At 74.0% G+C, this 13,345-nt stretch carries 11 protein-coding genes; all 11 read left to right on the top strand.

All coding sequences use genetic code 11. The features are described from left to right. Position 1 precedes the first annotated feature (1 nt). A complete protein-coding gene (gene rpoZ, locus ACIBQ8_RS22815) occupies positions 2 to 271 on the top strand; it encodes a DNA-directed RNA polymerase subunit omega (RefSeq protein ID WP_043638590.1) in 270 nt (89 codons plus the stop codon). Between the two features lie 8 nt (positions 272 to 279). Further along, entirely contained in the window at positions 280 to 1,473 is a 1,194-nt protein-coding gene (gene coaBC, locus ACIBQ8_RS22810; RefSeq protein ID WP_397171291.1) for a bifunctional phosphopantothenoylcysteine decarboxylase/phosphopantothenate--cysteine ligase CoaBC, read from the top strand. 126 nt (positions 1,474 to 1,599) lie between these two features. Then, a complete protein-coding gene (locus ACIBQ8_RS22805) occupies positions 1,600 to 1,923 on the top strand; it encodes a hypothetical protein (protein WP_352322592.1) in 324 nt (107 codons plus the stop codon). A 176-nt stretch (positions 1,924 to 2,099) separates the two neighbouring features. Beyond that, positions 2,100 to 3,287, top strand: coding sequence for a methionine adenosyltransferase (metK, locus tag ACIBQ8_RS22800; RefSeq protein ID WP_352322591.1), 1,188 nt, complete (start codon positions 2,100 to 2,102; stop codon positions 3,285 to 3,287). Positions 3,288 to 3,694: 407 nt separating this feature from the next. After that, positions 3,695 to 6,415 carry a primosomal protein N' gene (locus ACIBQ8_RS22795; RefSeq protein WP_397192907.1) on the top strand — a complete coding sequence of 907 codons (2,721 nt, stop codon included), beginning with the start codon at positions 3,695 to 3,697 and terminating at the stop codon, positions 6,413 to 6,415. Between the two features lie 49 nt (positions 6,416 to 6,464). Next, complete coding sequence (locus ACIBQ8_RS22790) at positions 6,465 to 7,934, top strand: hypothetical protein (RefSeq protein ID WP_397192906.1); 1,470 nt, start codon at positions 6,465 to 6,467, stop codon at positions 7,932 to 7,934. A gap of 37 nt (positions 7,935 to 7,971) precedes the next feature. After that, positions 7,972 to 9,318 carry a hypothetical protein gene (locus ACIBQ8_RS22785; RefSeq protein WP_397192905.1) on the top strand — a complete coding sequence of 449 codons (1,347 nt, stop codon included), beginning with the start codon at positions 7,972 to 7,974 and terminating at the stop codon, positions 9,316 to 9,318. Positions 9,319 to 9,356: 38 nt separating this feature from the next. Further along, a complete protein-coding gene (gene def, locus ACIBQ8_RS22780) occupies positions 9,357 to 9,905 on the top strand; it encodes a peptide deformylase (RefSeq protein WP_357967963.1) in 549 nt (182 codons plus the stop codon). Between the two features lie 2 nt (positions 9,906 to 9,907). After that, on the top strand, positions 9,908 to 10,837 hold the full coding sequence (gene fmt, locus ACIBQ8_RS22775; RefSeq protein ID WP_397171297.1) for a methionyl-tRNA formyltransferase: 930 nt from the start codon (positions 9,908 to 9,910) through the stop codon (positions 10,835 to 10,837). Next, a complete protein-coding gene (locus tag ACIBQ8_RS22770) occupies positions 10,824 to 12,326 on the top strand; it encodes an RsmB/NOP family class I SAM-dependent RNA methyltransferase (protein WP_397192904.1) in 1,503 nt (500 codons plus the stop codon). The genes fmt and ACIBQ8_RS22770 overlap by 14 nt, the downstream gene beginning before the upstream one ends. Before the next feature lie 178 nt (positions 12,327 to 12,504). Beyond that, positions 12,505 to 13,158, top strand: a complete 654-nt coding sequence (rpe, locus tag ACIBQ8_RS22765; protein WP_397171301.1) for a ribulose-phosphate 3-epimerase — start codon at positions 12,505 to 12,507, stop codon at positions 13,156 to 13,158. Positions 13,159 to 13,345: the final 187 nt, after the last annotated feature.

The following is a 13,345-nucleotide window of genomic DNA, read 5'->3' as shown; positions in this document are numbered from 1 at the left end:
CGTGGCAGGCACCACCCCGGCCGCGGAGGGCATCACCAACCCGCCGATCGACGCGCTGCTCGACATCGTCGACAGCAAGTACTCCCTGGTGATCATGGGCGCCAAGCGCGCCCGCCAGATCAACGCCTACTACTCCCAGCTCGGCGAGGGCCTGCTGGAATACGTCGGGCCGCTGGTCGAGACGCATGCTCAGGAGAAGCCGCTGTCCATCGCGCTGCGCGAGGTCTCCGAGGGCCTGCTCAACGCCGAGCCCATCGAAGGCGCGGTCTGACCCCTTCGATGAAGGTCGTCCTCGGCGTCAGCGGCGGCATCGCCGCGTACAAGGCATGTGAGCTGCTGCGGCTGTTCACCGAGTCAGGTCACGAGGTGCGGGTCGTGCCGACCCGCGAGGTCCTGCGTTTCGTGGGCGAGCCCACGTGGGCCGCCCTGTCGGGCAACCCCGTGACCGCCGACGTCTGGGACGACGTTCACGAGGTGCCCCACGTCCGCATCGGCCAGCGCGCCGATCTCGTCGTGGTGGCGCCGGCGACCGCCAACACCCTGGCCAAGGCGGCCCACGGGCTCGCCGACGACCTGCTGACCAACACGCTGCTGACGGCGCGCTGCCCGGTCGTGTTCGCCCCGGCCATGCACACCGAGATGTGGCAGCATCCGGCCACCCGCGCCAACGTCGCGACCCTGCGCGAGCGCGGGGCCGTCGTCATCGACCCGGCCGTGGGGCGCCTCACCGGCGCCGACACCGGCCCCGGCCGCCTGCCCGACCCCGCCGAGATCTTCCAGGTCTGCCTGCGCGTGCTGCGCGGCAGGCCGCGCGACCTGGCCGGGCGCAAGGTGGTGATCTCCGCAGGAGGCACCCGCGAGGCGATCGACCCGGTCCGCTACATCGGCAACCGCTCCTCCGGCCTGCAGGGGTACGCCCTGGCCCGCACGGCGGTCGCGCGCGGCGCCGAGGTGACCCTGGTGGCGGCCAACGTCGCGCTCCCCGATCCCGCGGGGGCCGCCGTGGTGCGGGTGGGGTCCACGGCCGAGCTGCGCGAGGCGGTGCTGTCCGCCACCGAGAAGGCCGACGCCGTCGTCATGGCGGCCGCGGTGGCCGACTTCCGCCCGGCGTCCCGGCACGAGACGAAGATCAAGAAGACCGACGGCGAGCCCGACCCCATCCGCCTGACGAAGAACCCCGACATCCTGGCCGAGCTGGGCCGGCTGCGGCGCGAGGGCGGCGCAGCTCCCCGGGTGATCGTCGGGTTCGCGGCCGAGACCGACGACGTGCTCGCCAACGGGCAGGCCAAGCTGGCCAGGAAGGGCTGCGACCTGCTGGTCGTCAACCAGGTGGGGGAGGGGCTGGCGTTCGGCACGCCCGACAACGCCGCCACCGTCCTGGTCGCCGGCGGCGAGCCGGTCGAGGTGCCGCGCGGCCCCAAGGACGACGTCGCCGACGCCGTCTGGGACCTGGTCGCGCCCCGTCTGTCCTGACGCGCGCCTTCGTGCAAGAACGATTACCTGATCGCCAGTTGCGGCACCCCGGACGCCTACCGATACTTGGGGGCAAAGGGGGACGGAATGCCGGTGGGTTCCGCTGTCAGGGATCGTTGCAGGAGATTGCTGGAAGACCAGGGAGGGATCCGTTACGTCTTCCCCGCGTTGTCCGTGGGGCCGACGGGAACGGGCCACTTCCTCATCGTCGTCACCGATTCGTCCGTCTCGGTGCTCACCACGCGGACCCTCAGGAGCGACCGCCCGGTCGCGGTGTTCGCCACGTACCCGCGGCACACCAGGCTCGGCCCGATCCTGCCCGGCCCGTTCATCGAGCTCGGCAACACGGTGTTCGAGTTCGACGAGGAGTACGCGGCGGTGGTCTCCGCCGCCGACGCCGAGGTCTTCGCGCCCGAGACGCTGCCGCCGGATCCCCTCCCCGACCTGTGAGCGGGCATACGGCCTGACACGTGACCGGACACGTGACCGGACACGTGACCGGACACGGACACGGGACGGTTTCGCGACCGGACGCCGGGTGGGGCTAGACTTCGGCGAGGCCCTGGCGTGTTCTTCCGTCCCGGGCCCCACATCCGTCAGCAGCCGCTGCATGAGGAGCCACTGAGTTGTCACGTCGCCTGTTCACCTCCGAGTCGGTCACCGAAGGCCACCCGGACAAGATCGCCGACCAGATCAGTGACGCGATTCTCGACGCCATGCTCAAGGACGACCCCAAGAGCCGGGTCGCCGTCGAGACGCTGATCACTACCGGCCAGGTCCATGTCGCAGGCGAGGTCACGACCGAGACCTACGTCGACATCCCCGGCGTCATCCGGGAGAAGATCCTGGAGATCGGCTACGACGCTTCCCACAAGGGCTTCGACGGCGCCTCCTGCGGCGTGTCGGTGTCCATCGGCGCGCAGTCGCCCGACATCGCCCAGGGTGTCGACGACGCCTACGAGCACCGCGTGGGCGGCGACGCCGACGAGCTCGACCGCCAGGGCGCCGGCGACCAGGGCCTGATGTTCGGCTACGCCTGCCGCGAGACGCCGGAGCTGATGCCGCTGCCGATCACGCTCGCGCACCGGCTCGCCCAGCGCCTGTCCGAGGTCCGCAAGACCGGCAAGGTTCCCTACCTGCGCCCCGACGGCAAGACCCAGGTCACCATCGAGTACGACGGCGACAAGCCCGTCCGCCTCGACACCGTGGTCGTCTCCACCCAGCACGCGGCCGAGATCGACCTCAAGGAGATGCTCGCCCCCGACATCAAGGAGCACGTGGTCGACCCCGTGCTCGACGGGCTGGAGATCGAGACCGAGGGCTACCGGCTGCTGGTCAACCCGACCGGTCGCTTCGAGATCGGCGGCCCGATGGGCGACGCCGGCCTGACCGGCCGCAAGATCATCATCGACACCTACGGCGGCATGGCCCGCCACGGCGGTGGCGCGTTCTCGGGCAAGGACCCGTCCAAGGTCGACCGCTCGGCGGCCTACGCGATGCGCTGGGTGGCCAAGAACGTCGTCGCGGCCGGGCTGGCCGACCGGTGCGAGGTGCAGGTCGCGTACGCGATCGGCAAGGCGCAGCCGGTGGGTCTGTTCGTGGAGTGCTTCGGCACCGAGAAGCTGCCGGTGGAGCAGATCCAGGCGGCCGTGCTGCGCGTCTTCGACCTGCGTCCGGCCGCGATCATCCGCGACCTCGACCTGCTGCGCCCGATCTACTCCGAGACCGCCGCGTACGGGCACTTCGGCCGTGAGGGCTTCTCCTGGGAGTCCACCGACCGCGCCGAGGCCCTTCGGACGGCTGCCGGTCTCTGACCCACTGGGTTTCTGGTTTTCGTGCAGGTGCCGCATTCGGCCCTTTTGAGGGTTGGGTGCGGCACTTGTCGTGGGCCGGGGTGGTTGAATGCGGGCGTTCGCCTGACCTCTTGGGCCGAGGGCTCTCGGGTTCCTGCTGGGCTGACTTTCTCTTCTGGCGTGCCTGCGGCCCTGTGACGATCTCGGGCTGGTTTGTCGGGGCGGTCGGCGGGCGTCGGGCGTCGGGACCGGGAACGGCCTCGGAAGGCCGAACGGTCGCGTCTGCGCGCCTTTGCGCTGTCGTCCTGTGGGGGTGCGGGAGCGCTGTTCGGGCTGGTGGGGGAGCGGGTGGACGGTGGGGCCCGTCGCGGTGCCCTACGACGGCGGTGTGGGGATGGCGGGGCGCGGGGTCTGGTAGACGTTAGTGCGTGACCCACTCCGACGACGCCCTCCTGCCGCTCGACGCCGTGCGGCCTCCTGCGTCGTCCAAGGACACCAAGGGGGCGGTGGTCGCGGCGCCCGAGCGGCCCGTGGCGCGGGTGGTCGTGGACAGTCCCCTGCCGCACCTCGACCGGCCCTTCGACTACCTGGTGCCCGCCGCCATGCACGAGGCGGCCCGGCCGGGGGTGCGGGTGCGGGTGCGGTTCGCGGGCAAGCTGATCGACGCGTTCCTGCTGGAGCGCGTGGACGAGAGCGACCATGAGGGCAAGCTGACGCCGCTCGAACGGGTGGTCTCTCCCGAGCAGGTGCTCACGCCGGAGATCGCCGGTCTGGCCCGCGCGGTGGCCGACCGTTACGCGGGCACCCTCACCGACGTGCTGCGCCTGGCCGTTCCGCCGCGCCACGCCAAGGCCGAGGCCGAGGTTCCGCCGCCTGCCGCCCCGCCGCCTGTCGGCCCGCCTTCCGTCGCCCCGCCCTTCGCCGGCCCGCCTTCTGCTGACCTGTTCCCCGCCGGCCCGTCCGCCGCTGATCCGTCTGCGGCTGGCCCGTCCGCCGCCGATCTGTCCGCCGCCGACCCGTCTACCACCGACCTGGCCCCGGCGCCCGACGCCTCAAGTGAGGCGGCGCGGAGTGCTTCCGCCGCCGTGGCCCGGGCCGTCGCGAGTGCGTCTCCCGTTGCGGGCCAGGTGGCCGGGAGCGGGGGGCCCGACATCGTCCGAGTCGGCGGGAGCGAGCCTGCCGCTGTTGCGGTCGCGCAGGTTGCTTCGGGTACGCCTGCGGAGAGCGGGGGCGTGGAGGGCTCGTCTGGCCCGCGCGAGGCGTTCTCGGGAGGGGGGCTGGAAGCGGTGGCCCCGGCGGACGGGCGGCCCGAACAGGTCGGCGCACCGCAACGGGTCGGCGCGCCGCACCAGGCCGCGGCCGAACCTGCGGAGGCCCCCGGGCGCGGACGGGCGGAGGCTCGTCCGGAGCGGGTGAACGGGACGGACGCCCACGAACGGGCGGCGGAAAGCCGTAAGAGCGCCTGGGACGCCTATCCGACCGGCCCCTCCTTCCTGGACGCGCTGCGCCACGGCCGCGCCCCCCGGGCCGTGTGGTCGGCGCTGCCCGGCGCCACCGGATGGGCCGGAGCGATGGCGGAGGCGGTGCTCGCCACCCTCGACGGCGGGCGGGGCGCGGTCCTCGTGGTGCCCGACGGCAAGGACGTCGCGCTGGCGGACGCCGAGTTCGAGCGGCTGCTCGGCCCCGGCAGGCATGTGGCGCTCACGGCCGACCTCGGGCCCGCCGAGCGGTACAGACGCTGGCTGAAGGTCCTCAGAGGCCAGGTGCGCGCCGTCGTGGGCACCCGGGCCGCCATGTTCGCCCCCGTCGCGGAGCTCGGCCTGGTGGCCATCTGGGACGACGGCGACGACCTGCACGCCGAACGCCTGGCCCCCTACCCCCATGCCAGGGAGGTCCTCGGCCTGCGCGCCCACCGGACGGGCGCGGCCATGCTGATCGGCGGCTACGCGCGTACGGCCGAGGCCACCCAGCTCATCGCCGCGCGCTGGGCCAGGCCCATCGTGGCCGCGCGCACCACGATCAGGAGCCTGGCCCCGCGGGTGCGTCCCGCGGGTGAGGACGCCGAGCTGGCCAAGGACCAGGCGGCCCGGCAGGCGAGGCTGCCCAGCCTGGCCTGGCGGGCGCTGCGCCAGGGGCTGGAGAGCGGGCCGGTGCTGGTGCAGGTGCCCAGGCGCGGTTACCTGCCGGCGCTGGCCTGCCGGCACTGCCGCGCCCCGGCGCGCTGCGTCCTGCCGCCCACCAGGATCGCCCCGCACCTGGCCGCGCCGGTCACGGGGGGTCCGCAGGCGGCTCTCGGCGCGGCGGAGCCGGACGCCGGAGCTCTGGCCACCGCCACGGACGCGACGGGCGGGACGCCGGAAGGTCACGGGAGCGGCGAGTCGCTGTGCCACGGGCCGCTCGCGCTCAGGGCCGGGCACGCCGCCCCCTACTGCCGCTGGTGCGGCCGGGTGGACGCCGACTGGCGGTGCCCGTCCTGCGGCAGCCCCCGGTTGCGGGCGGTCGTCACCGGCGCCCGGCGCACCGCGGAAGAGCTGGGGCGGGCCTTCCCGTCGGTGCAGGTGCGCACCTCGGGCCGCGACGGGGTGCTGGCCAGTGTGCCCGCCGCGCGCGCCCTCGTGGTCGCCACGCCCGGCGCCGAGCCGGTGGCCGAGGGCGGCTACGCGGCCGCCGTGCTGCTCGACGGGTGGGCGCTGCTCGGCCGGGCCGACCTGCGGGCGGGGGAGGAGACGCTGCGCCGGTGGATGAACGCCGCCGCGCTGCTGCGGCCGTCGGCCGAGCTGGTGGTGCTCGGGGACGCCGGGCTGCCGTCCGTGCAGGCGCTGCTGCGGTGGGACCCGATCACGCACGCCGAGCGCGAACTGGGCGACCGGGCCGAGCTGGGGTTCCCGCCCGCCGTGCGGATGGCGACGCTGACGGGTTCGGCGAGCGCCGTCCGGCAGATGCTCGACGAGGTGCGCCTCCCGCCGGACGCCCAGGTGCTCGGCCCCGTCCCGGTCGACGAGTCGGGCCTGGAGCGGGCCATGATCCGGGTACGGCGCGGCGGCGGGGCGGCGTTGTCGGCCGCGCTCAAGGGGGCCAGTGGGGTACGTGCGGCGCGTAAGACACCAGATGTCGTGAGGGTGAGTGTCGACCCACTCGACCTGATTTAGACCGTTTCCCCGATTCGCTCATCTGTTGGTCAGCCGTTAGCGTGCCCCTGTGTCGATCGAATGGGTGAACCAGGCCATCGACGACCTGCGCGCATGGGGGCGCGCGCGGGAAGTCGAAGTGGACGCGGACGAGGTCCGCCTGCTCTGCGACTACGCCAGCGACTATCTCAACGTCAACGAACTGCGCGACTTCACGCCGGAGACCTTCGACGAGCTGCTGCTGTCCATCTACCCGCGCAAGGTGATCGCGCCGCCGGAGAGCGCGCCCGAGACCGTGGCGGCCGCCCGCACGCTGGTGGACTACCTCGGCGAGGCCGGCCACGCCAGCCCGGCCACCGTGGCCGGCATGCGCGCCCGGCTCGACGACATCGGCCCCCGCATGCCCGAGGCCCTGGCCGACCCGGCCAACTTCGGCATGGCCAAGAGCCTGTTCAGCTCGATCGGGCCCGAATCGCTCGAACAGGCGGTGCCGATCCCGTCCGGGGAGCTGCCCGACCTGGGCGAGGCGCCGTGCGACTGCCCGGGCTGCACCCCGCTGCCCGCCGTCCGGCTGGCCTCGGAGGAGGAGCTGACCGAGGCGCTGCGGACCGTTCCGAAGCTGGCCGGCGGCCCCCCACCGGGCGACGGCGAGCCGCTGGACGCCTGGGCCGCGACCGTGGCCCGGCTGCTGGAGGACGACACCGGCGGCGAGATCACCGGCCACGCCGAGCTCGACGAGGGCCTCTACGACCTGTTCGACATGCTCTACCGCCTCCAGGCGTCGGTGCCGCTCCAGGTCGTCGCCGACTACCTGGAGGAGGTCTCGGGCGAGGGCGGCATCGACGTGGCCGGGGCGCTCGACCGGCTGGCCGGGTGGGGCATGGTCCGCATCGACGGCGAGTCGGCCGAGCTGACGCCCCTGGCGGTCTGGGGCCTGCGCGAGCACTATCTCTCGCTCGGCCTCGACGCCCCGGTCGCCCCCGACCTGGGCGAGGCCGACGCGCGCGGCCTCATCGAGGGGCTGCTCGAAGGGCTGCCCGCCGAGCTGGCCGAGCAGGACATCTCCCGCTGGCTGTCCGGCCGCGCGCCGGGCGAGGCCGCCGCCGAGCTGCTGAGCGCCGCCTCCGGCGCGCCCGCCGTGGCCCGCGGCATCGCGATCACCATCGTCGACCGGCTGGGCGCCGAGGCCGAGCCGCAGGTGCGCGACCACCTCGACGACCAGGAGTTGCGCCCGCACGTCATACACTGGCTGGCCGCACGTGGTCTGGGCGCGCCGCCGCTCACCCAGGACGAACTGCTCTGGGTCAGCGTCGACATGCTCGCCCTGGCGATGCCGGCCGCGCGGGAGGATCCGGAGATCTTCGCCGAGAACATGGCGGCGTCCGGTCCGCCGGCCCATCTGATCGAGGAGATGTGGCGGGTCGACCACCCCGACGTCGTCGAGGTTCTGGAGCTGCTCGGACGCTCCATCCCCGATGACACGGTGGCCAAGGCGGCGCGCAAGGCGGCGTTCAAGGCGCGCTCCCGGGCCATCCGTTGAGTACGTCCTTGTGACTGCTGTGCAGTAAGTTTCCTGGGTGGCAAACAATGTCTTCGACCTCGCCGAGCTGCGCAAGCTGATCGATGAGCAGGCCGCCGTGCCTCCACGGCCACCTGAGGAGACCTCCGTGGAGCACGAGGCGCTGACCTTCCCGCCGGTCCTGCTGGCGAGCGACGCCGAGCTGGCCCGCGCGGTGCCCGCGGTGCCGCTCGTCGCCGACGCCATCCGCCTGACCGCCTGGACGGGCAGCCGCGAGGTGGGCGCCGACGGCATGCTGAGCGAGTCCGACGCCAGGGCCGCCGCGGAAGAGCTGGGGCTCCAGGAGTTCCGGCTGCGGCTGATCTGGATCGTCGCGGTCAACACCGGCCTGCTGCGCATCCTCGGCGGCCGGGCCTCCCGCGGCCCGCTGTCGATGCAGCTCACGGTCGAGGCCACGCTGGAGTTCTGGGACGGCGTGGTGATGGACGTCCTCGACCGCGCCGACGAGGGCCTGACCGGCTCCTCCGTGGTCGACGACCACCTGGCTGAGATGCTGGCCACGATCTACTCGGTGCGCTCCGGCGTCGCCGTGGGCAACCTGGCCAGGGGCATCCTGCAGTCGCACGAGGTCGCCTGCGCGCCTGGTCCGGTCGAGATGCGCAGGCTGGCCGCCGCGCTGCCGGCCGAGCTGCTGGAGGCGGTCTCGCTGCTGACGTACTGCGGGCTGGTGGAGCAGACCGAGGCCGGGCGCACGGCGCTCACGCCGCTCGGGGTCTGGGCCGTCCGGCGCGACCTGCTGCGCGAGGGCCACGACGCGCCCACCGCCGCCGAGGTGCAGGTCTTCGCCGACCTGTCGGCCGCCGAGCTGGTCGAGGCGCTGGTGAAGGGCACCGCCACGCAGAGCGCCGTGGCGGGCTGGCTGGAGCGGCGTCCCCCCGAGGAGGCCGCCCGCGAGCTGATCGAGATCGCCGCCTCCGGCACCGCCGGGCAGCGCGGCGCGGTCGGCGCGATCCTGGAGGAGCTCGGCCCCGAGGCCGAGCAGCCCGTGCGGCAGGCGCTCGACCACCCGCTCACCCGCCGCTACGCCGCCTCCTGGCTGCACATCCGCGACCTGGAGGCCCCGCCGCTCAGCCCCGAGGACCACATCTGGATCGCGGTCGACAACCTCGCCGCGCTCATGCACCTGTCCGGCCCGGCCGCCGGCCGCCTCGACATGCCCGAGCCGGGCGAAGACCTGATCAAGCTCGTCGGCGAGATGCCCGCGGTCGGCCACCCCGACACGCTGGCCGTGCTCGACATGCTCGCCGGCGCCCACGACGACCGGGCGGTGGCCAAGGCGGCGCGCAAGGCCGCGATGAAGGCCCGCTCCCTGCGCCACGACCGGCCGCCGGCCCACCGCCGGTAAACTGGGCTGATCCACGTTCGAGAACAGGAGTGAGCCCCTTGGCGATCCAGTCGATCCGGCTGTTCGGAGATCCGGTGCTGCGCACCCCGGCGGCCCCGGTCGTCGACTTCGACAAGGAGCTCCGCAAGCTGGTCAAGGACCTCACCGACACGATGATGGACGCCCCGGGCGCGGGCCTGGCGGCCCCGCAGATCGGCGTCGGCCTGCGGGTGTTCACCTACTACGTCGACGACCGGCTCGGCCACCTCATCAACCCCGACCTCGACCTGTCCGCCGACCTCGACGAGGAGGGCGAGGAGGGCTGCCTGTCCTTCCCCGGCCTGTCCTACCCGACGCCGCGCGCCGTCCGCGCCGTGGCCAAGGGCTTCGACATGCACGGCGAGCCGGTCACGCTGGAGGGCACCGACCTGATGGCCCGCTGCTTCCAGCACGAGACCGACCACCTCGACGGCATCCTGTTCATCGACCGCATGGATCCCAAGCAGCGCAAGCTGGCCATGAAGGCGATCCGCGAGGCCGAGTGGAGCGGCCTGTCCGCCCCCGTGATCAAGATGTCGCCGCACGCCACCGGCGGAAGGGCGCTCTGACGATGCGGCTGGTCTTCGCGGGCACACCCGAGACGGCGCTGCCGTCGCTGCGCATGCTGATCGACTCGCCGCGGCACGAGGTCGTGGCCGTCATCACCCGTCCCGACGCCCAGTCAGGGCGGGGGCGCAAGGTCCACCCCTCGCCGGTGGCCGAGCTCGCGGAGGAGGCCGGCATCGAGGTGCTGCGCCCGGCCAAGGTCGGCGACCCCGCCTTCCTCGACACGCTGCGCGCGCTGGAGCCCGACTGCTGCCCGGTGGTCGCCTACGGCGCGCTGTTGCCGCAGTCGGCCCTCGACGTGCCCCGCCACGGCTGGATCAACCTGCACTTCTCGGTCCTGCCCGCCTGGCGCGGCGCGGCGCCCGTCCAGCACGCGGTGCTGCACGGCGACGAGATCACCGGCGCGACGACGTTCCAGATCGTCAAGGAGCTCGACGCGGGCCCGGTCTACGGCGTCGTCACCGAGGAGATCCTGACCTCCGACACCAGCGGCTCCCTCCTCGAACGCCTGTCGGTCTCCGGCGCCGGCCTGCTGGCCGCCACGCTCGACGGCGTCGAGGACGGCGCGCTGGAGGCCCGTCCCCAGCCGCTCGACGGCGTGACGATCGCGCCCAAGATCAACGTCGCCGACGCGCGGGTCGACTGGTCCAAGCCCGCCATGCGGGTCGACCGCCTGATCCGCGCCTGCACCCCCGGGCCGGGAGCCTGGAGCGAGTTCAGGGGGCAGCGGGTGAAGCTCGGGCCGGCCAAGGTCGCCGTCCGGGCCGACCGGCTCGCGCCCGGCCGGATCCTGGCCACGAAGAGCCACGTGCTCGTCGGCACCGCCACCGACCCGGTCGAGCTGGGCGAGGTGCAGCCGCAGGGCAAGCGGGCGATGAGCGCGGTCGAGTGGGCGCGCGGCGTCCGGCTTGCGAGTGACGATGCCTTCGCGTGACCCCCGCCGGTCGCCGGCCGGATCCACGGGCACCAAGCCCCGCGGAGGGGGCGGTCCGCGCCGCCCCGCCCGCGACCACGCCCGCAACGCCGCCTTCGACCTCCTGCGGGCGGTCGACGAGCGCGACGCCTACGCCAACCTGCTCCTGCCGCGGCTGCTGCGCGAGCGCGACATCCGCGGGCGCGACGCGGCGCTGGCCACCGAGCTGGCCTACGGCACGCTGCGCGGCCTCGGCACCTACGACGCGATCATCGAGATGTGCAGCGACCGCGCGCCCGACCCGGCCGTGCGCGACGCCCTGCGGCTGGGGGCCCACCAGCTCCTGCGCATGCGCGTCCCGCCGCACGCCGCGGTCGGCACGACCGTCGATCTCGTACGCCTGCGCATCGGCCAGGGCGCGGCCAAGTTCGTCAACGCGGTGCTGCGCAAGATCGGCTCGCGCGAGCTGGAGGACTGGATCCCCATCGTCGCGCCCGACTCCGAGCAGGACTCGGTCGGCCATCTGGCCGTCGCCTACGGGCATCCCCGGTGGATCGTCTCGGCCTTCCGCGACGCGCTGGGCGGCGGCGGGGAGCTGGCCGACCTGCTCGACGCCGACAACGTCCGGCCGCTGGTGACGCTGGTCGCCCGGCCGGGGCGCAGCTCGGTGGCCGAGCTGGCCGAGTCCGGCGCCGCGCCCGGCCGCTACTCGCCGTACGCGGCCTATCTGCGCGAGGGCGACCCCGGGCAGATCGAGGCCGTGGCCGAGACGCGCGCGGCCGTCCAGGACGAAGCCAGCCAGCTCGTGGCGCTCGCCCTGACCCGCGTGCCGCTCGACGGCGAGGACGAGCTCTGGCTCGACATGTGCGCCGGTCCGGGCGGCAAGGCGGGCCTGCTCGACGCCGTCGCCACCTACGGCGACCTGGCGGGCCTCGACGGTGACGTGGCGCGTCTCGACGGCGAGCGCCGTCCGGGCGGCGGCGGTGCGGCGGGCGGCGGTTCCGTGGCGTTCCCCGGTGGGGCGCGGGTGCTGGCCGCCGACGTGCAGTACCACCGGGCACGGCTGGTCTGGCAGACCACCAGGACGGCCTCGGTCGTCACCGCCGACGGCACCGAACCCGCCTGGCGGCCCGGGGTGTTCGACCGGGTCATGCTCGACGCCCCCTGCACGGGGCTGGGCGCGCTGCGGCGGCGTCCGGAGGCCCGGTGGCGGCGCGACCCGGCCAGCATCGCCGAGCTGGGCGCATTGCAGCGGCGGCTGCTCGGCACGGCCCTCGACGCCGTGCGCCCGGGTGGGGTGGTGGCGTACGTGACCTGCTCGCCGCACCTGGCCGAGACGCGCGTCGTGGTCGGCGACGTCATGGGCCGCAGGGGCGACGTGGAGCAGCTCGACGCGCGCGACTACCTGCCGGAGGTCGACGGGCTCGGCGACGGCCCGCACGCGCAGTTCTGGCCCCACCGCCATGGCACCGACGCCATGTTCCTGGCCCTCCTCCGCAAACGCCCCTGACTCCGCTCGTCTCTCGCCCGCGCCGTGCTGGGCGCCCGCCTGCCGGACGCCCGCCTGCCGGACGCACGCGTGCTGGGCGCACGTCCGCCCCTTGGTCGCGCGCCCGTGCGGTGGGCGCGGGTGAGGCGGTGGGAGGGGGAGTCGAGGGGGGACGGGCCGTTCAATAGACTGGCGCATCATGGCCGTACAGATCTCGCCCAGCATCCTCGCCGCCGACTTCGCGCGGCTGGCCGACGAGGCCGCCGCCGTGCCGAACGCCGACTGGCTGCACGTGGATGTCATGGACTACCACTTCGTGCCCAATCTCACCCTCGGGCTGCCCGTGGTGGAGTCCCTGCGCAAAGCCACCCAGACACCCCTCGACTGCCACCTCATGATCGCCGACCCCGACCGCTGGGCCCCCCAGTACGCCGAGGCCGGGGCGGGCAGCGTGACCATCCACGCGGAGGCGTCCAAGGCGCCGGTGCGTACGTTGCGCGAGATCCGGTCGCTCGGCGCCAGGGCGGGGCTCGCGCTCAACCCGGCCACGGCGGTGGAGCCGTTCGAGGGGCTGTTCGGTGAGATCGACATGCTGCTGCTGATGACGGTCGAGCCCGGGTTCGGCGGGCAGAAGTTCCTCGACATGGTGCTGCCGAAGGTGCGGGCGGCGCGGGCGATGATCGAGCGGCACGGCGGGTCGGTCTGGCTGCAGGTCGACGGCGGTGTGACGGCCGAGACGATCGAGCGCTGCGCGGAGGCGGGCGCCGACGTGTTCGTGGCCGGCAGCGCCGTCTACGGGGCCGACGACCCGGTGGCCGCCATCGACGCCCTCCGCGCCGCCGCCACCCGCTGACCGCCCACCCCTCAACCCCCGCCTGTCGTTCCGGGCGCTCGCTCACCGTTCCCCGGCACTCGTCCACCGTTCCCTGGCGCTCGCCTGCGGTTCCCTGGCGCTCGCCTGCGGTTCCCTGGCGCTCGCCTGCGGTTCCCTGGCGCTCGCCTGCGGTTCCCTGGCGCTCGCCTGCGGTTCCCTGGCGCTA

This window comes from Nonomuraea sp. NPDC049646 (assembly GCF_044465525.1).
Lineage (GTDB): Bacteria > Actinomycetota > Actinomycetes > Streptosporangiales > Streptosporangiaceae > Nonomuraea.
Note: the sequence above shows the minus strand (reverse complement) of the source record. Positions and strands in the feature narration are given on the sequence as shown.

Excerpts from the sequence above, each read along its gene's own strand:
- ACIBQ8_RS22770 (WP_397192904.1), top strand. The coding sequence starts at position 10,824 with ATGCCTTCGCGTGACCCCCGCCGGTCGCCGGCCGGATCCACGGGCACC.
- rpe (WP_397171301.1), top strand. The coding sequence starts at position 12,505 with ATGGCCGTACAGATCTCGCCCAGCATCCTCGCCGCCGACTTCGCGCGG.
- fmt (WP_397171297.1), top strand. The coding sequence starts at position 9,908 with ATGCGGCTGGTCTTCGCGGGCACACCCGAGACGGCGCTGCCGTCGCTG.
- coaBC (WP_397171291.1), top strand. The coding sequence starts at position 280 with ATGAAGGTCGTCCTCGGCGTCAGCGGCGGCATCGCCGCGTACAAGGCA.